We start from the raw sequence: 17704 nt of genomic DNA, 5'->3' as shown, positions 1-17704 counted from the left end.
CTTTAATTTATGTAAAACTTAGTGCTAGAGTGAAAATATACTGATAGTGAAAGCCCTTATCAGCGTAAAAGTATCGGGTGAACTATGGCTTTAACAGCTTCAACAATGTTGCCACTAGGCACAAAAGCACCAGATTTTGATCTACCGGAAGTGGTATCTGGAAAGGCAACCTCACTTTCCACCTTTGCCGAAAAAAAAGTACTACTGGTAATGTTTATTTGTCGGCATTGCCCATTTGTCAAGCATGTGCAACAAGAATTAGCCCAGTTAGGGAGAGATTATTTTACAGGTGATTTAGCGATCGTTGCCATTAGTGCTAACGATGCAAAGAATTACCCCGACGATGCGCCAGACTCATTAAAAGCATTTGTGACAGAGCAAGGGTTTACTTTTACCTTCTGCTATGATGAGAGCCAGGAAACGGCAAAAGCTTACACAGCAGCTTGCACGCCAGATTTTTTTGTATTTGATGAACAACGCAAACTTGTTTACCGAGGGCAATTAGATGATAGTCGTCCCAGTAATGGTAAACCTGTAACGGGTGCAGATTTACGCGCAGCTATTGAAGCAGTACTGACCGATAAACGTGTTACAAGCGACCAGAAGCCGAGTGTTGGTTGCAATATTAAATGGAAACCTGGAAACCAACCTAGTTATTTTGGTTGAAAAGCATAAGCTATGCGGAGTGCTAAGTAGCTAACTGCTGAGTTGGGAGTTAGGAGTTATTCTCCCCCACTCCCTACATATCAGTGCTTAATTTCCAAATTCAGAATGTAACGTCCTAGTTGGATTTTTTCTGCCCATAATTCATATTCTAATCGTAAATGCTCTGGTAAGGGATGTCCGTTAAGAGCTAAGCTACTAGTAAAATTTCGTAAACGAATTGGATCGTTAGATTGCAATGATTCAGTTGGCAACCAATAACGACTAATACCATAAACACCCTGTTCCCAAAAGTGACGGTAACTGACTTGAGCGCTACCTTGCATAGTCATAATTACTCGATATGGAGAAATCTCCAACCACAAAATTCTGGGACTATTAGGGGCATAAGCTTTTCTTTGACTTTGCGAAGAAGTATCCTCAGGACTAAGGACACTTTCTACTTCACAAGAAATTAGGGGCGGTGCGGTCAACAGTAAATGAAATCGGTCAGTATCTTTTTGATATAATGTCCCGGCAGTTTCAACAACAGACCAGATTGGTAGGTCAGTAGAAATAATTGATAAGCACACGGGCTTGCGATGATGGGTCAGCATGGGAGCGATAAAGGCTAAAAGCTATTGAACAAAATGAAATGAACACTAGGAGTCTAATGGTCAGGGTAAGAAACTAAATAATAAAACAGGCTTAATATTAACTGAATTTGATGGTTGGCTAAGCTATACAAATTGAGGTAGAAACTGGTAACACGTAAGCTGACACAGCAAAAACAGCGGTTTTTCTGGAGAGAGCTAATTTCTAATTAAAGCTTGTAAATATTCTAAAGCTATAGACCAAAACAGTGGGAGTCTTTAGTAAATGCTAAAAAACCTTCTTGGGGGGACTTACCGTAAATTTGAGTAAGTTTCATACCAGAAAAAGCTTAAGATACTAAGTAAAGAACTAACCAGCAGTGATAAATCAACTCGCCGATCAATCTCTGGTGTATTCAAAAGCCAGTGTATCCCACTGTTGGCTTCTGTTATGACCGTAGAAATTCCAAATGAGTGATGAATGTTGACTGTTGACCGTTGAGTGTCAACAGTGGAATATTTTTTATTTGTCAGTCCCTTGGTCTTAAATCTTCGCGGTTGAATAGCCAAAATATACCAAGGGTAATGCTGATATTAGTCATTGACCCTGTAGTTAAAGAAAGTTTCTAAATGGTAAGGAGTCGTGTATTCTGGATAAATAGTAATTCCCTTTGTTTACTGTCGGTAAAGCGGCTATCTGAAAATTACTGCGGCTGCGTTTCCCATACCAAACATGTCTCTAACATGCAACTCGGCTAACCAGCTACTAAAGGTTGTAGAAGCATCTACATTTGACGAATTGCCGAAAAGCAAAGCACCTGATACTGAGAAGATATTTTAAAAGTAGGAGGATATTCCAAGAAAGCTCACAAGGCGAATGCTGAAATTTGTAGAAATAGCACCTTGTGAGTGAATGACACGGTTTTGACTTTTGAAACATTCTCTTAGACACGAATGGCATGTCGTAAATTTCAATATTAGTAATTTTTCATGTGGATTTTGGTAAATTCAACGTTTTTTACGACAGCAGAATAATATTAATTTATAGAGCAGCAGTCCCAAATTAGAATAGCTTTGGACTATTCAGGGTTGAGGATTTTTGGTACTTTGAAAAATTCACCCTCTTGTTCAGGGGCACCATTAAGGATGCTTTCACGGTCAGGATAAGGTTGTAACTCATCTTGGCGTGTGACATTACTAACATCTATTGCCCGTGTTGTTGGAGACACCTCATTAACATTAAGTTCGTTCAGTTGTTGAATATAATCGAGAATACTTCCCAATTGAGTGGTAAATTGTTCTTCTTCTTCTGGGGTTAACTCTAAGCGAGCAAGATTAGCTACTTTGTGGACTTGTTCTTGGTCAATCATATTTTTTAATTAAAAGTTATAAGTCAGGAGTCAAGAGTCAGGAGTCAATAGTCAATAGTCATAATTTATAACTCTTAACTCCTAATTCCTCACTTTTAACTCACTTTTAGAAGAATACGTCAATTTGCGATCGCCCTGTAGTTTTCAACCAGTTTTGAGCTTCAATATAGTTATTCGGAGCCATGCGAATAGCTCGAATCCAATAGTCTGCGGCTTGGTCAAACAGTGCTTCGCCAGCGTCGTTATCTCCAGCTTCTTTTGCTTTTTCGCCTTGGTAGTGATAAATCACAGCGATGTTGTTCAAGGCTTGGGGTAAGCGTGGATTTAACTCAATTGCTTGGTGATACAATTCTAAAGCTTTGTTGTGGTCGCCATTGCTGGCGTAAATTAACCCCATATTGTAAAGAATGTAGCCGCGATCGTTGGGGTCTTCCTCTAGTGTTAAAGCTTCTTCATAGTATTCTAATGCTTCGGCATATTCTCCTTCTGCTTGGGCCGACATGCCATCTCGATAATACACAAAGGCTTCTTTAGCTTTTTTGTTGGCTGGCAGGATCTTCAGAATAATATCTGCCATCACTGTAAAGGATTTGTCAATAAAATTGTCGTTTTTTTGCGTTCTTGGCATAGTTGTCTCGAGGTACCGGGTATTAGAAACTGGGTATTAGGAAAACTCTTCTCTAGTCCATAGTATACAGTCCTAGCCCTCAATCCCTAATCCCCACTAATCGGTTTGATGCATTCTGGACTATGATGCCGAGAGTTGTTGACTAAGGTACTAACTGGATAGGCTGTCATAGCTGGGGCTGGATAAGGACGCAATAGCTGTTGTAGGGTTTGGGGCGTTTGCTGTTGGGAATCTAGCCATAACTCGTAATCTTGGGGTTCTAGAATCACTGGCATCCGTTCGTGGATAGATTGGAGTAATTCGTTGGCTGCTGTTGTCAAAATTGTACAAGAAATTATTTCTTCGTTAGCAGGTGAGTGCCATTTCTCCCACAAACCTGCAAAACCAAACGGTTGGCCATCTTGGAGACGAAAATAAAATGGCTGCTTTTTGCCTTGTTGACGTTGCCATTCATAAAACCCATCAGCTAGAACTAAACAGCGTCGATGCTTAAAAGCTGAACGAAAAGCGGGTTTTTCCGCAACCGTTTCTGCTCTGGCATTGATCAATTTTGCCCCCATTCCTGGATCTTTTGCCCATGAGGGAATTAACCCCCAATGCAACTGCTGAAATTCACGCTTTTTGCTTTCTGGATTTTGTAACACTGTTGCCACTATCTGCGTAGGTGCAATGTTATATCCGGTTGGTAAATCAGGAAGTTGTTGAACATCAAAAACTTTAGCTAAAGCTTCTGCTGATTGGTTTAGAGTAAATCTTCCACACATACTTTTATTGTCTCGGCTTGAATAAATTAAACATCTCATCCTTGAAATAAATAATACTTTTTTTATTTTTAGAGATTATTTTATCTAGTATTAAGAAGTTAAATATAAAAGACAATTATCCGGTTTTGTGAAAATATTTTGGTAAGATATTCTATTTTGAACCTTAAGTTCTCAACATATTCCTTATTGTATTTTAGCATGGAACTACTGCGTTTGTACGATTTTTTACCTTCTGGGAATGGCTATAAGATACGTCTTTTATTGACACAACTAGGTATGCCTTTTGAATGGGTAGAGGTTAATATCTTGAAAGGCGAGACTCGAACACCAGAATTCTTAAGTAAAAATCCCAACGGCAAGATTCCTGTTTTGGAAATCGAGCCAGAAAAATATTTGGCAGAATCAAATGCTATATTGGTTTATCTGAGTGAAGGTACAGAATTTTTACCCTATGATCGCTTTTTGCGAGCGCAAGTGCTGCAATGGTTATTTTTTGAGCAGTATAGCCATCAACCTTTTATTGGCACATCAAGATTTTGGATCTCTATTTTAGGTAAAGCTGAAGAATATAGTGATGCATTAAAGCAAAGACGCGAACCAGGTTATGCAGCATTTAACTTGATGGAGAAACACTTAACCGCTCAAACTTTTTTTGTAGGACAGCGTTACACGATTGCTGATATTGCCTTGTTTGCCTATACTCATGTAGCTGATGAAGGTGGATTTGATTTAACACAATTTCCTGCTATCCAAGCTTGGATAGAAAGAATCAAAGCGCAGTCGAGGTATATTAGTATCAACGATGTACACAAAGATCTACAATATTATTAAAAACCCCGTTTTAGTAGTCTGTGCCTCTTAATTCTTAGTTGCAGGTGATACATACCATTACATCAAGTATTACCAAGCAGCGAACCAGTAAAGATAAAATAATCGACACTAGATAAGTGTGTCAATTTCAATCAGCTTTTGCCGAGAGGACAAACCAGACTTAATTGTGATATCAGATTTAGCTACACCAAATTTCTTTGCAAGAAGCTTAATTAACTCTTCATTGGCCTTCCCATCAACTGGGGGCGATTTTAAATATACAATCAGGCTACCATCACGTTGTTCTGTGATTTTTTGCTGCTTGGAGTTAGGTTTAACCTTGACTTTTTTTCGCATAACCAATTTTTAGTAATTGTTGCAGCCATAACCAACCTAAAACACAACCCAATAGGTAATGAGGAAAATCCCACCAAACAAAGGTGGTACCAAGTAATAATTTGCCTATGAATCTGGTGCGAATTTCGTCTAATAGTGGCGGATGCCAAAGTTGCAAGAATTCTATTATACAGGTGATGATAAAAACCCATATTGGGATTTGGATTACTGCCGCTCGACTTCTAAAAAACCAAAATGCGAACAGACACCAAAATATTTCATAAAGTATATCTCCTCCATAGTCATTAAACCACTTATGACCAGAGCCAGTGTAATACTTAAACAAAAAGCCCATCGGTACAACGATGAGCATGGAAAGAATAATATATATTGTTTGGTTTCGGTTTCGGCGCATTTTTTCAACTTGATAAAATTACCTGATATTTGTGTTCTCTGCGTCTCTATAGTTAAATCAATTATTTTTTTAACTACAGAAGCACAGAGAACACAGAGTCAAAAGAAATTTTCAGGTAGGGGTAAGCTTTGAAAGTTTTAGTTTACATTCTTGCAAGAGCTGCTATTTTGGTAAGTTTATCTTTGTTGAGTTCGTTTAATTCATCAAGAGATAACCAGCCCTCTTTGACTAACCTAGCAAACACAAAGATTAGTACAGAATATCTGTAGTCGTACTTCCCATCTATGTCATGTCTTCTTGCACTTAAGAAGTCATGTAAACGCCACATATCATCAAGTTCTGCGATCGCACTTGCTTTGGCGCGAACTTCTTCGATCAAAGCATTGATTTCTCTTTCGTAGGCTCTTTTAAAGATTGCTTGAGCCAACTGTTTCTCTGTTGTAGACCACTCTGTGTCACTCACTTGCATTATCAAACCTAAAATCTCATTGATCGAGTCATTTTGTATTGACTTGCACGTTTAACTCCACAATAGGGGAACGCCCTGGATTACAGAGCGTTCACACCAATTTGTCACAATTTACTCAAACTGAGTACCTTTCTAACGAACTAAGTTTAACAGTTCTTTGGGAGATGCCAGCAAATCAATAGCTAGAAAGAAAATTTTATTCTCAGGAGTCAGCAAGAATCTCCAAGCCATATTCATACCCACACCAGCACCAAACCAAGGAGTTTGAACTTTGCCGGTGACTTTCACTTGGGTAAAACCATCTTCAGCAGGTTCAACTACTCCTCTTTCTGGGATTAATTTGAGGTTTTGACAATCTTCTCTAAAAAACCGTAGGACGGCATCTTTACCAACTATCGGTTTTTGGAAGGGAGGTTGCAACGCACCATCAGATGTAAATAGCTCAATCAGCACATCAAAATCGTTAGCGTTAAGATTATTCATATAACTTAACACTGTTGGGTTATCTAACGCCTTCAATAGTGACTTTAGTCCGCTGTGATATCTCTTTAGGAACGACAACAGGCTCGGAAACTCTTTTTTCACCACCCAATTTATTTGGGTCAAATCCCATATCAACTACAGAATTACGCAAGACCGTAATTTGCTGACCTGAATCTAGTCCTCTAATTGCTTGCAGAACAGCAGCAGCGTTAGCAGAAAGTTGATACCCTTCGGGAATTGGTGCAACACTCCCCTGATCCATCCATTGTCCTAGCTGATACCAGAAACCTAGTTTGATGTTTGCAGACCAAATGGCATATGTGCGACTGATAGGTGTATCCGCTCGGTTTGCCAGATCGCACATCACTTGTGCTTGCTGGATAAAAGACATTTGCCGAATTTGATTCAATGTTGGTTCAGCAAACTGCATACTGGCAGCTCCTGGAGCTGCAATTGTGATTGCTTTGCCCATTTCTAGGTAAGCAAACCAAATCAGTGCAAGTTGATCTTCAGCACTGAGCTGATTAAACCTAGCTATTGTTGCAGGCACAACATCAGCAGCTAATGTATTGGGGAAGATACCACGAGCTGAATCAATGGTAAATGGCATATTACAGTTTTCTACCTTACTAAATTGGTAACTGAAAAAAGTTCAACTAAAAGTTTTTAGGGCAGGAACCACTACCTCACATATCCAGAAATATCACAAAACTTAACAAAAGTACATAAAAATTTTTACAACTTGAATAAATGTAACTCTACTCATAGCTGCTAAGGTGAGCTCTGAACTGGTATGAGACAGGAACTACATTTATCGAAAGTGGCGGGAAGCTCTACCCCACCAGTAGCGTGGAGTTTTTATCTTTGAGGCTTACGCATCATACATAAGTAAGTACTACACGCAATTTCAGTCTTTCAGCTATGTTTAGCACTCAGCGAGGTCTACGACGGGTTACGCCTACGCAAAGCAAGCCAATAAATCAGGATTATACGAAGCGTCTGAAACCACTAAATACGGTTATCCATATCATGGTTAATTTGTACAGTGTGTAAGTCTTACTAATTAGCCCTTTCAAGGTGAGCATATGTACTCTCTAAGTTTTTACCGCATTTGAGACATTGGCTGGAATTGAAGAAAAAATTTTAGATGTAAATGAAGCGATCGCCTGCGCCAAAATCATAAAAATTTAGTGAGAAACATGATTTTTGCGATCGGACATCTGGTGAAAATGAATGTAGAGACGTAGCATTGCTACGTCTCTACAAAAGTTGCGGGTAAGGCAGAATAAATTTCTGGAGATGTCTATAGTACAAACGTTGACTTTGAAAGGGCTATGGAATGGATATCCCCGCCTATCTCAGGTTCAAGTGGGTTTTCCATTGAACGTAATTGCAAATTTTTTTAAGGATATCTTCGACTTCCAGCACCCACTACACCAATTTTATGGCGATAGGAAAGTTCGGCACCGAACCAACCGGAAGCGCTAGTTAGCGTGCCAACAATCAGCGAGATAACCAATCCCCAAGGTAATATTCCAGATTCCGGATCGCCTAAGCGCAGAAGTAAGTTGATGAGTGTTAAAACTAGGATAGAAACGTTCAGTATCAAATGTGCCCAACCAGCACTCCGCTTGCGAACTCGTTCGATTTTAAAAAAGTCACTCAGACCGATGGCAGCTGCAAGAACTCCTCCCCCTAATCCAAGTCCGATTAGCCATAGCGAAGCCCTAGCCCAAAAAAAATCACGGGTTAACCAGTAACCGAAATCACTTCCCAAGGCGGCGGCTAAAAAGGCGATGGGAAAGATTACACTCAGGGGGTGAAGGGGATGTCCGGCGATCGCAACTGTGCTGGGTACGCCGCTATCAACATACTCACTATCGTTACTTTCAATAATTGGTGGAATATTTGGAAAAGGTGTTGAATTTATTTGGGTTGTTTCTGTGGTTTCCATTATTAGTATCCTGAATTTATTAGTGTCAGATTTTTAAGCAGAAGGAATTTGTTCTACATAAGCTTGAGCTTCCAGTGTTAATTTGCCAACTTCTACTTTTAATTGATTAATTTTTAGGCTGATTCCCTCTAAATCAAAGTTACTCAAATTCAAGATTTCACTGGTTTGGTCTATCAAAGCTTTTGTCAAGTCTGGTGATATTTCCTCACTTTCGCTATACTCGACGTTTTTTAGTGAAACACTTTTTCCATTAGCATCAATAGAAGGTACTGCTGAAAAGCCAACTTCTTGATTCTCACCTGTTTCTACTAATTTTACACTCGCGTTTATTACGACTTTTTGCTCACCAGGTAATTTAAAGTCTACATGTTGCAGTTCAATAGTCCTTTGTTCACCGTTAATGTGTATTTTTTGATTTTGTAGTTGCGATCGCACATATTCAGAGTTAAAGGCGCGATTGATATCAGCTTCAGTTAAAATAACTAGTGTTTTAGCTTCAGTAGGTTTTGTGAGTTCAATTTTCCCAAGAGCCACGCTCAGAGGATTGATGGCAACACTACTCATTTGCATTTCCAATTTTTCCATCCGAAGGTCTTTCTGTATTACTAAACCTTCACCTTCAATTGTGACTGCGTCTATCTCTCCCTGAACCACTTTGAGCGGGTCAGTTTTAATATTTATATCTAAATTTTCTACTTCATCTAACTGGCTAGATATAGCTATTTCTGCCCCTTTATTTAGCGCTTGTTCTCCTAATCCAGGATTGTCTGACATTATTAAATTAACTCCTACTTGAAAATATTATATCCTTGAGTCAATTTAATAAATCACCATCAGAATTTTATCTATCTGCCGATGTAGTAAATTTCTAAATATTGTCTACCTAAAAGTAGAATCATAGAAATCATAATATTTTTTTGCTTTTATAACCTTAATTTTCCATCAAATTGCTCAGGAGAAAGATAAAATAATAAATTCTATTTAAAATAATACTATTTAAATAGTAAAATGTATTCAGATTTTTTTAAAAGCTTGTAATATTGTTTTTAAGACCTTTTTAAAAATAGTTGACACAAATTATCAATAAATTATTCATAAAATAAGTTTTATAAAGTGTAAAAACTCAGGTAGTATATTTTATTAATTGAAGATTACTGGAACGGTATATTGAGTAATTTAATCGTCTTTACGAGCAATTAAAGATTGGTGATTTTTACTAAAAATTAAATATCATACTAATTAAACACTATTAGCAATATATTCTTCTATCTTTGATACTGTAGAAGATATTGAGTTGCAAGCCAAGAATTTTATCTGGCTATTCTATATGTTGGGCAACTGCTTTGGTATTATTAAGTTACGGGTGTGAGTTTGCTGTTAACCGACAACTTTGTTATTAGAATAAGGTCTTGATATACTTCTAAGGGTTCGCGCTATTTAGATTTGCTGTAATATCTAAAAATAGAAGTTACTTTAAAAGTTTGTTAAGCGCTTCCTGGTTTAGGTGATTTAATTTGTGCTTTACCAGCCTTGAGAGCGCTCAGAAAAGCTTTTCCACAGCATTGCAGAATAGGAATATAAATTTGAGCGATCGCACACATGTAATATATCTAAACACAGCGATCGCACAGTACAAGTCACGATGACAATTAACATCACGGTTTATGATTTTTGGAATTTGAGGAAAGCAGCAAATCCAGAACTCCTAATCGATCCAATCCATCCAGAAGATTATCTTTGTCGGTATCCTCAAGAACTGGGCAAAGGCTATTATCGCTGGATACCGATGCGTGAAGGCATTATCATCGAAATTTTCGATACCTATTTGCCACAGCCAATCAAGTGGATTACTCATGCCCATCATCAAAAAAGTTTAGAATTTGGATTTATTTTAGCTGGGTCAGGGCAAGATTGTGATGGACAACCGAAAAAGTCAGGAGAAGACTATATATTTGGTGGTGTATATCCACAGTCGAATAACAACATTGATGGAGCAGGTAATCTGAGATGGGTGAGTTTGATAATTAAACCAGAAACGCTAAGGACGTTGATCGAAAGTTACGGGGAACAAGTACCGTCAGATTTAGAAAAAGCGATCGCAGGTGTACCAGAATATTTTAATCTACGCCCCAGTTTGATTACCCCAGCTAAACAAGTCGCCCTCCAGCAGATTCTTCATTGTCCTTATCAGGGACTAACACGCAAAATGTATCTAGAAAGCAAAGTGCTAGAATTGGTTTCCCTCAAGCTAGCAGATCAAGTAGCAGCGCCAACAGAAAAGCTGTTACGGCTTCAAGAAATTGATCGCATCTATCACGCCAGAGAGATTTTACTAAGGAATATCGGTAATCCACCTTCATTAATCGATCTAGCACAACAGGTGGGTATTAACGAATACACTCTTAAACGCGGATTTCGTCAAATTTTTGGGACTACAGTGTTTGGTTACTTACACGACTATCGCATGGAACAAGCCAGGCAATTACTGCTGTCAGGTCAAATGAAAATTGAACAAATTGCTCAAATAGTTGGTTATGCAAACCGCAGTCATTTTGCGACTGCATTTAAAAAAAAATACGGTGTAAATCCCAAAGCGTATCAAATGCAAAAGAATATTTAGACACTATTACTAGATTAATCTACTCAAAAACTCCGATTATCGTGCAAAAAAATTCCGTTTTTGGGTCATTTTTTGCACATAAATCCTGTATTGTACTACCAAGAGCAATTTGAGAACCTTTCTCGACTAACAAGCAAAAATATTTGCTCTGTTGCTAATGCCTGCTCTCTTTATCTTGGTGTGAGGAAAATATGTGGAATTTGCAACTGCCATTGTTGGCGGCTACTTTGGTGTCGGTGTTTTTTGCACAGACTGTATCAGCACAGCAAATTATTCGTAGCCAGAATCTGACAAACAACCGAGAAAATCGTAGCTTACGCCAGATAAATTTGACAGCAACTAATGCAACTAGAAAAATTAGGCAATTAAGCGAGCTAGAACCCGTTTTGACTAGCGCTCGAATGTTATTAGTGCAGTCACCAACACCCACATCAGAAATTGTGCAGGTTACAGCAGTTAAAGCAAACCCTACCAATAAAGGTGTGGAGGTAATTTTACAGACATCTAAGGGGCAACAGTTGCAAGTTATAAATCGCACTTCGGGCAATAATTTTATCGCTGATATTCCAAATGCCCAACTGCGGTTAGTGTCGGGCGATGCCTTTAGTTTTCGCTCAGATAAACCAATAGCAGGTGTTAGTGAAATCACGGTAAGTAACTTTGATGCTAATACTATTAGGGTGAGTGTTACAGGCCAAGTGAGTCCGCCAGTTGTGGAGTTGTTCGATAGTCCAGATGAGGGGATAATTTTCTCTGTTGCAAGTTCCGCATCTGCCACGCCATCACAGCAGCCACCGCAAACACAACAGCCTCAAACTAGTCAGCCACAGAATCAGACACAACCAACTCAACCATCAGTTAATAGCGATCAGCCGATTGAGTTAGTGGTAACAGGAGAACAAGATAATTACCGCGCCACAGATTCATCAACTGCTACCAGAACTGATACGCCGCTACGTGATGTTCCTCAATCAGTGCAGGTCATCCCGCAACAAGTTTTACGCGACCAACAAGCGACCACCATTCAAGATGCCCTCAGAAATGTCAGTGGAGCGTCTTTGGCCAATCTTCCTGGCTTCCACGACAACTCCTTTGTGCTGCGAGGGTTCAGCGGTAATTATCTCAGAAATGGTTTGCCTGATTCCAATGCTGCTTATGCCGCCGATCTCGCCAATGTGGAACGCCTTGACGTGCTCAAGGGTCCCGCTTCTGTGCTGTTTGGTTTGGGAACTCCCGGTGCCACCATCAACGTGATTACCAAAAAACCTCTAAGAGATCCGTTCTATGCAGTTGATGCCACAGTTGGCAACTACGATACTTATCGTGGTGCGATCGATTTGTCGGGACCGTTAAACGATTCCAAAACGGTGTTATACCGGTTGAATGCCGCTTACCAAAATACGGGTAGTTTTGTCGATTTTCTGGTCGTTAAGAATTATTCCATTGCCCCAGCGATCAGTTTGATGCTTGGGACAAAAACCAAGCTAACAATAGAAGGGGAATATAGGGATACGCGTGACGATGGCTTTACTCTCGGTCTACCGGCGTTTGGCACCGTGTTACCCAACCCCAATGGCAAAATTCCCATCAACCGGAACACCGGTGAGCCGAATTACTACACCCACGCTAAAGTTAGCAGCATTGGTTACGATCTGGAGCATCAATTTAGCGACAACTGGTCAATCCGCAATTACTTTCAAGCATCATTTTTAAGTTTCGATAGTTTTCGAGGCGCACGCAACGACCTTCTAGACGATAACCGTACCCTTGATCGCAATTACTTTACTGAAAATGGTTCTACCGATAGCTACAACCTGATCACCAATCTAATAGGCAAAATCTCAACAGGTTCGATTCAACATCAGCTACTGTTTGGAGTCGATCTCAATCGAAGTGAGGGTCCATACCAGAGTTTCTCCGGAGATGCAGCACTGCTTGACATCTACAATCCCGTGTATGGTCAGCCACCGCGGGTGCCTTTAAACCGAAGCAATAGGCTTTTTTCTTTAACTGATTCTTTGGGTATCTATCTTCAAGATCAGGTTAATATTTCCGAAAAATTAAAGTTGCTGCTGGGTGGGCGATTTGATCTGTTTACACAGGTAAATGAAGATTTGGATAATGGTGAACTATCCCAAGGAGGAGATGCGTTCAGCCCGCGTGTAGKGGTTGTCTACCAGCCGATTCCAGCGATTTCGCTCTATGGCAGCTATTCTCGGTCATTCACGCCAAACTTTGGCAGGTCGGCTGATAACCGTCTATTTGACCCAGAGCGGGGCAKACAGTATGAAGTCGGTGTAAAAGCCGATTTGAGTCCAACTCTCTCGACTACCTTGGCTTTTTATGACCTGGAACGCTCCAATGTGTTGACGAGCGATCCCAACGATGACCGCTTTTCGATTCAAACGGGTGAACAGCGCAGTCGAGGCATTGAATTGAACATCGATGGCGAGATTTTACCAGGATGGAATATCTATGCTGGCTATGCCTACACGGATGCCCAAATCACGAAAGACAACACCTACCGCGTCGGGAGTCGGCTTTTTGCAACACCGGAAAATGCCGTCAGTCTGTGGACAACATATGAATTTCAAAGGGGTGGCTTAAAAGGCTTTGGAGTAGGGTTAGGTTTGTTCTACGTCGGAGAGCGAGAAGGAGATTTAGAGAATGATTTTCAACTACCTTCTTTTGTGCGAACAGATGCATCTCTTTTCTACAAGTATGGGCAACTCCGGGCACAGCTGAATTTTAGAAATCTGTTTAATATCGATTATTTTGAAACAACTGGCGGTCAAATCACAAAAGTTGTTCCCGGTAGTCCGACCACGATTGAGGGAAGAATTTCTTGGGAGTTTTGAGTTCATGACTTATGCCTAAACACCATATGTTAAAGGGATGCTCCCGCTGTGCACCCCTTCAATAACGGCTCAATGGCAAAGCGTCAGTCCTAAGTTTTGACTGTACCAATGATTAGAGCGATCGCCTTTATTTTCAAGCAAGAAGCTGTGTCAAAATATTTAAAATTTGTCTTGTTGTACTAGTTTATGGCAGGCAGATAGGCGATCGCACTGTTTCTAATCTTCTGACTGGCAAATGGATATTAACGGTTGAAATTGCTCAACTACTGCTTACTACAATCTCAGCAACGCCAAAAACTTCGGTTAAGACGCAAAAAAATTCCGTTTTGGAGCCATTTATTTTGATTGAAATCCTGTATTGTACTACTAAGAGCAATTTGAGAAGTATTCTCGAGAAATGAACAAAAATACTTGCTCTGTTTATCTTGGTGTGAGGAAAAGATGTGGAATTTCAAACTGCCATTGTTGGCGGCTAGTTTGGTGTCGGTATTTTTTACACAAACTGTATCAGCACAGCAAATCAGTCGTAGCGACAATCTGACAAACAACCGAGAAAATCGTAGCTTACCCCAGATAATCCCAGCAACTAATGCAAATAGGAAAATTAAGCAATTAAGTGAGCTAGAACCGATTTCAACTAGCGCTCAAACTTTATTAGTGCAGTCGCCAACACCCACATCAGAAATTGTCCAAGTTACGCAAGTGAAGGTAAACCCTACCAATAAAGGTCTGGAGGTAATTTTACAGACACTTCAAGGACAACAATTACAACTGGTTAATCGCAGTGCTGGCAATAACTTCATTGTTGATGTTCCTAATGCCCAACTACGTTTACCGTCGGGTGATGCATTTAGTTTTCGCTCAGATAAACCAATAGCGGGTGTTAGCCAAATCACGGTGACAAACTTTGATACCAATACTATCAGGATCGCAGTCACAGGTGAAGTAAGTTTGCCAGTTGTGGAGTTATATGACAGTCCAAATGAGGGGCTGATTTTCTCTGTTGCAAGTTCTGCATCTGCGACGCCATCACAGCAGCAACCACAAACGCAACAGCCCCAAACTAGTCAGTCACAGAATCAGACACAACCAACTCAACCATCAGTTAATAGCGATCAGCCAATTGAGTTAGTGGTGACTGGCGAACAAGATAATTACCGCGCCACAGATTCATCAACTGCAACCAAAACTGACACACCTCTACGTGATATTCCCGCCTCCATTCAGATTGTGCCGCGACAGGTGTTAGAAGATCAAAGGGCAGAGCGGTTACAGGATGCACTGGAAAACCTGGGCATTACTCAATCAACTAACTTTGGAGGCGCGTCACTTAGTCAATTTATCATTCGCGGTTTCGAGCAGCGGGGATATTTTAGAAATGGATCTCTTGATAACTATAGCGTCACTCCTGTAGACCTGGCGAACGTGGAACGCGTAGAAGTACTCAAGGGACCAGCCTCAGTGCTTTTTGGTCAGGGGGCACCCGGTGGAATTATTAACCTGATTACGAAGCAGCCGTTAAGTGAACCTTATTATGCGGCTGAATTTACTGCTGGAAGTTACGATTTTTATCGACCAACGTTGGACTTTTCTGGTCCGCTGAATTCAGACAAAACCTTGTTGTATCGCTTAAATGTTGCTTACCAAAACTCTGGGAGTTTTCGTAACTTTGTTGACTCTGAACGTATCTTCATTGCGCCATCTCTAACTTGGAAAATTAGTGCCAACACAAAGCTAAACTTTGATTTTGAGTATCTCAACAATGATTCTGTTTTTGATCGAGGTATCCCTGCGCTTGGCAATAGACCAGCGCCAATTCCGATTAGTCGGTTCTTAGGTTTGCCTCAAGGATACCAACGTACCACACTTTACAAAGGTGGTTATACATTAGAACATCGGTTTAGCGATAATTGGCAGCTTCGCAATGCCCTTTTCATTACCTCCATGAAAGCAGGCGATCTTTATGCAAATCCAGACGATTCGCCGTTGACAGACAACCGATTCCTTGATAGGTCTTTTACTAATGATAGATTCCCAACTGATAACTACAACTTTCAAACTGAGGTTACAGGCAAGTTTGCAACTGGGTCAATTACGCACAAATCCCTCATCGGGTTGGAGTTGAACCGAAATACTGGTCCATACATAGTTAGGTCTGCTGACTTACCACCAATTGACATTTTCAATCCAGATTACAACACTGCTATTCCTACTGGTCTTCCAATTGGCTTCAATACCCAATTCAACACAAATAGTTTAGGGCTTTATCTTCAAGATCAGATTACCCTACTGGATAATTTGAAGCTGCTAGTGGGAGGACGCTTCGATTTTACTGGACAGGAAAATAAAAATACACTCACTGGAGATAACATCAGTCAATCTGACCATGCCTTCAGTCCTCGGGTAGGTCTTGTCTACCAGCCCATCCCACCAATCTCGCTTTACGCCAGCTACAGCCGTTCTTTCGTTCTCAACATTGGCACTTCCGCCGATGGTTCTACATTTGATCCTGAGCGAGGCACACAGTACGAAGTTGGTGTTAAAGCCGATTTGAGTGATAGAGTGTCGGCAACACTGGCTGCTTACCACATTACAAAGTCGAATGTTCTCACTACTGATCCCAATAATCCTAATTTCTCCATTCTGACTGGAGAGCAACGTAGTCAAGGCATTGAACTCAATGTTGCAGGCGAGATTCTATCAGGTTTAAAAATTATTGGTTCTTATGGTTATACGGATGCCCAAATCACCAGGGACAATCTATTTGCAGTTGGGAATCGGTTGTACAACGTTCCGAAGAATGCTGCTAGTCTGTGGACAACCTATGAAATCCCAAAGGGAAAGCTACAAGGTTTGGGGTTTGGATTGGGACTATATTATGTGGGAGATAGAGAAGGTGATTTTGAGAACAGTGTTGTGTTACCCAGCTACTTCCGAACGGATGCAGCACTTTATTACAAACACAACAACTGGAAAGCTGCCGTCAATATCAAGAATCTCTTTGATGAGAAATACTACGAAAATGCTCAATCAAGAAATATCATCTATCCCGGTGCGCCGTTGACTGTGTTGGGCACAATTTCCGTGGAGTTTTGACGTTTATTTAGCAGGAATATCTACCATAACTTTCAAAACTCTGCGTAACTTCGTATTTGCTTTACACCGCTACGTTATACCTCTTGCATAAATATTTTTTGTCTGACGCAGAGGAGCAGCGGAAAGTCTGAGCGCCGGCTTGCGGCGTAGACACCCGGAGGGCAGCTTACCAGAGGCATCAGAACTTTGCAAGACACAAACGCACAGAAGAGAACACAAAGAAGGACTTTTGCAAGAGGTCTATTGGGTTAGCAGTAGGACTGATTGCGATTATTGCTGGTTTAACTAGTAGCCTGCTAGTTTATCATACAGAAATAAGTGATTTTTAACGGCATCACCAGAATTTTCACAGGTTTATGCTGGAATTTTAATGAATTTAGTGAGCTTTTGATTTAAGCGATCGCCTTTGTTCTGAAGCAAGAACCTGTATAAAAATATTTAAAATTTGTGTTGTACTAGCCGAAGGCAACCGAATAGGTGATCGCACTGTTTCTAATCTTCTGATTGGCAAGTGGGAATTAACAGTTGAAATTGCTCAACTACTGCTAATTAAATCTCAGCAACCTCAATGTGCAAATTAAATACTTAGCAGCTTAGCACTTGTATACCAATTTTTTCCATTGAGCGATCGCAATTCTTGAGGCTTAGTCAGACATCGACTTTTGC

General features: G+C 40.3%; 15 protein-coding genes and 1 pseudogene. 5 read left to right on the top strand and 11 right to left on the bottom strand.

What is annotated here, in order from left to right:
- The first annotated feature begins 84 nt into the window (after positions 1 to 84).
- A complete protein-coding gene (locus FCR06_RS09270; RefSeq protein ID WP_138498848.1) occupies positions 85 to 666 on the top strand; it encodes a thioredoxin family protein in 582 nt (193 codons plus the stop codon).
- Positions 667 to 746: 80 nt separating this feature from the next.
- On the opposite strand, the gene FCR06_RS09265 is transcribed toward FCR06_RS09270, so the two are convergent.
- The 4 genes from FCR06_RS09265 to FCR06_RS09250 all read right to left on the bottom strand — a co-directional run bounded on the left by FCR06_RS09265 (position 747) and on the right by FCR06_RS09250 (position 3997).
- Complete coding sequence (locus FCR06_RS09265) at positions 747 to 1259, bottom strand: hypothetical protein (protein WP_138498846.1); 513 nt, start codon at positions 1257 to 1259, stop codon at positions 747 to 749.
- A 1055-nt stretch (positions 1260 to 2314) separates the two neighbouring features.
- Positions 2315 to 2605, bottom strand: coding sequence for an Asp-tRNA(Asn)/Glu-tRNA(Gln) amidotransferase subunit GatC (gatC, locus tag FCR06_RS09260; protein WP_138498845.1), 291 nt, complete (start codon positions 2603 to 2605; stop codon positions 2315 to 2317).
- 106 nt (positions 2606 to 2711) lie between these two features.
- Positions 2712 to 3233: a photosystem I assembly protein Ycf3 gene (locus tag FCR06_RS09255; protein WP_138498843.1), complete on the bottom strand. Its 522-nt coding sequence runs from the start codon at positions 3231 to 3233 to the stop codon at positions 2712 to 2714.
- 86 nt (positions 3234 to 3319) lie between these two features.
- Positions 3320 to 3997 (bottom strand): SOS response-associated peptidase, encoded by a 678-nt coding sequence (locus FCR06_RS09250; protein WP_138498841.1) that lies wholly within the window; start codon positions 3995 to 3997, stop codon positions 3320 to 3322.
- A 198-nt stretch (positions 3998 to 4195) separates the two neighbouring features.
- On the opposite strand from FCR06_RS09250, the gene FCR06_RS09245 reads away from it, so the two are divergent.
- Positions 4196 to 4828: a glutathione S-transferase family protein gene (locus FCR06_RS09245; RefSeq protein ID WP_138498839.1), complete on the top strand. Its 633-nt coding sequence runs from the start codon at positions 4196 to 4198 to the stop codon at positions 4826 to 4828.
- Positions 4829 to 4936: 108 nt separating this feature from the next.
- On the opposite strand, the gene FCR06_RS09240 is transcribed toward FCR06_RS09245, so the two are convergent.
- From FCR06_RS09240 to FCR06_RS34220, 7 genes and pseudogenes are all read right to left on the bottom strand, one after another.
- On the bottom strand, positions 4937 to 5164 hold the full coding sequence (locus FCR06_RS09240; RefSeq protein ID WP_138498837.1) for a DUF167 domain-containing protein: 228 nt from the start codon (positions 5162 to 5164) through the stop codon (positions 4937 to 4939).
- Positions 5142 to 5558: a DUF2809 domain-containing protein gene (locus tag FCR06_RS09235; protein WP_138498835.1), complete on the bottom strand. Its 417-nt coding sequence runs from the start codon at positions 5556 to 5558 to the stop codon at positions 5142 to 5144. Before FCR06_RS09235 ends, FCR06_RS09240 begins: the two co-directional genes overlap by 23 nt.
- A gap of 142 nt (positions 5559 to 5700) precedes the next feature.
- Positions 5701 to 6027, bottom strand: coding sequence for a hypothetical protein (locus FCR06_RS09230; RefSeq protein ID WP_317616809.1), 327 nt, complete (start codon positions 6025 to 6027; stop codon positions 5701 to 5703).
- A 132-nt stretch (positions 6028 to 6159) separates the two neighbouring features.
- Positions 6160 to 7120, bottom strand: a pseudogene (locus FCR06_RS09225) (orange carotenoid-binding protein).
- Positions 7121 to 7912: 792 nt separating this feature from the next.
- A complete protein-coding gene (locus tag FCR06_RS09220) occupies positions 7913 to 8464 on the bottom strand; it encodes a DUF2231 domain-containing protein (RefSeq protein WP_138498833.1) in 552 nt (183 codons plus the stop codon).
- Positions 8465 to 8497: 33 nt separating this feature from the next.
- Positions 8498 to 9238: a DUF2993 domain-containing protein gene (locus tag FCR06_RS09215; protein ID WP_138498831.1), complete on the bottom strand. Its 741-nt coding sequence runs from the start codon at positions 9236 to 9238 to the stop codon at positions 8498 to 8500.
- Between the two features lie 747 nt (positions 9239 to 9985).
- Positions 9986 to 10120 carry a hypothetical protein gene (locus FCR06_RS34220; RefSeq protein ID WP_262984660.1) on the bottom strand — a complete coding sequence of 45 codons (135 nt, stop codon included), beginning with the start codon at positions 10118 to 10120 and terminating at the stop codon, positions 9986 to 9988.
- Between FCR06_RS34220 and FCR06_RS09210 the strand changes: the two genes are divergently transcribed.
- The 3 genes from FCR06_RS09210 (at position 10107) to FCR06_RS09200 (ending at position 17038) form a co-directional block, all read left to right on the top strand.
- Positions 10107 to 11084 carry a helix-turn-helix transcriptional regulator gene (locus tag FCR06_RS09210; protein ID WP_138498829.1) on the top strand — a complete coding sequence of 326 codons (978 nt, stop codon included), beginning with the start codon at positions 10107 to 10109 and terminating at the stop codon, positions 11082 to 11084. The genes FCR06_RS34220 and FCR06_RS09210 overlap by 14 nt on opposite strands.
- 191 nt (positions 11085 to 11275) lie before the next feature.
- Positions 11276 to 13942 carry a TonB-dependent siderophore receptor gene (locus FCR06_RS09205; protein ID WP_138498827.1) on the top strand — a complete coding sequence of 889 codons (2667 nt, stop codon included), beginning with the start codon at positions 11276 to 11278 and terminating at the stop codon, positions 13940 to 13942.
- Between the two features lie 441 nt (positions 13943 to 14383).
- Positions 14384 to 17038: a TonB-dependent siderophore receptor gene (locus FCR06_RS09200; RefSeq protein WP_138498825.1), complete on the top strand. Its 2655-nt coding sequence runs from the start codon at positions 14384 to 14386 to the stop codon at positions 17036 to 17038.
- The last annotated feature ends 666 nt before the right edge of the window (positions 17039 to 17704 follow it).

The organism is Nostoc sp. PA-18-2419, from assembly GCF_005869855.1.
Lineage (GTDB): Bacteria > Cyanobacteriota > Cyanobacteriia > Cyanobacteriales > Nostocaceae > Nostoc.
This window is presented reverse-complemented; position numbering and strand designations above follow the sequence as displayed.

Excerpts from the sequence above, each read along its gene's own strand:
- FCR06_RS09270 (WP_138498848.1), top strand. The coding sequence starts at position 85 with ATGGCTTTAACAGCTTCAACAATGTTGCCACTAGGCACAAAAGCACCA.
- FCR06_RS09265 (WP_138498846.1), bottom strand. The coding sequence starts at position 1,259 with ATGCTGACCCATCATCGCAAGCCCGTGTGCTTATCAATTATTTCTACT.
- gatC (WP_138498845.1), bottom strand. The coding sequence starts at position 2,605 with ATGATTGACCAAGAACAAGTCCACAAAGTAGCTAATCTTGCTCGCTTA.
- FCR06_RS09255 (WP_138498843.1), bottom strand. The coding sequence starts at position 3,233 with ATGCCAAGAACGCAAAAAAACGACAATTTTATTGACAAATCCTTTACA.
- FCR06_RS09250 (WP_138498841.1), bottom strand. The coding sequence starts at position 3,997 with ATGTGTGGAAGATTTACTCTAAACCAATCAGCAGAAGCTTTAGCTAAA.
- FCR06_RS09245 (WP_138498839.1), top strand. The coding sequence starts at position 4,196 with ATGGAACTACTGCGTTTGTACGATTTTTTACCTTCTGGGAATGGCTAT.
- FCR06_RS09240 (WP_138498837.1), bottom strand. The coding sequence starts at position 5,164 with ATGCGAAAAAAAGTCAAGGTTAAACCTAACTCCAAGCAGCAAAAAATC.
- FCR06_RS09235 (WP_138498835.1), bottom strand. The coding sequence starts at position 5,558 with ATGCGCCGAAACCGAAACCAAACAATATATATTATTCTTTCCATGCTC.
- FCR06_RS09230 (WP_317616809.1), bottom strand. The coding sequence starts at position 6,027 with ATGCAAGTGAGTGACACAGAGTGGTCTACAACAGAGAAACAGTTGGCT.
- FCR06_RS09220 (WP_138498833.1), bottom strand. The coding sequence starts at position 8,464 with ATGGAAACCACAGAAACAACCCAAATAAATTCAACACCTTTTCCAAAT.
- FCR06_RS09215 (WP_138498831.1), bottom strand. The coding sequence starts at position 9,238 with ATGTCAGACAATCCTGGATTAGGAGAACAAGCGCTAAATAAAGGGGCA.
- FCR06_RS09210 (WP_138498829.1), top strand. The coding sequence starts at position 10,107 with ATGACAATTAACATCACGGTTTATGATTTTTGGAATTTGAGGAAAGCA.
- FCR06_RS34220 (WP_262984660.1), bottom strand. The coding sequence starts at position 10,120 with ATGTTAATTGTCATCGTGACTTGTACTGTGCGATCGCTGTGTTTAGAT.
- FCR06_RS09200 (WP_138498825.1), top strand. The coding sequence starts at position 14,384 with ATGTGGAATTTCAAACTGCCATTGTTGGCGGCTAGTTTGGTGTCGGTA.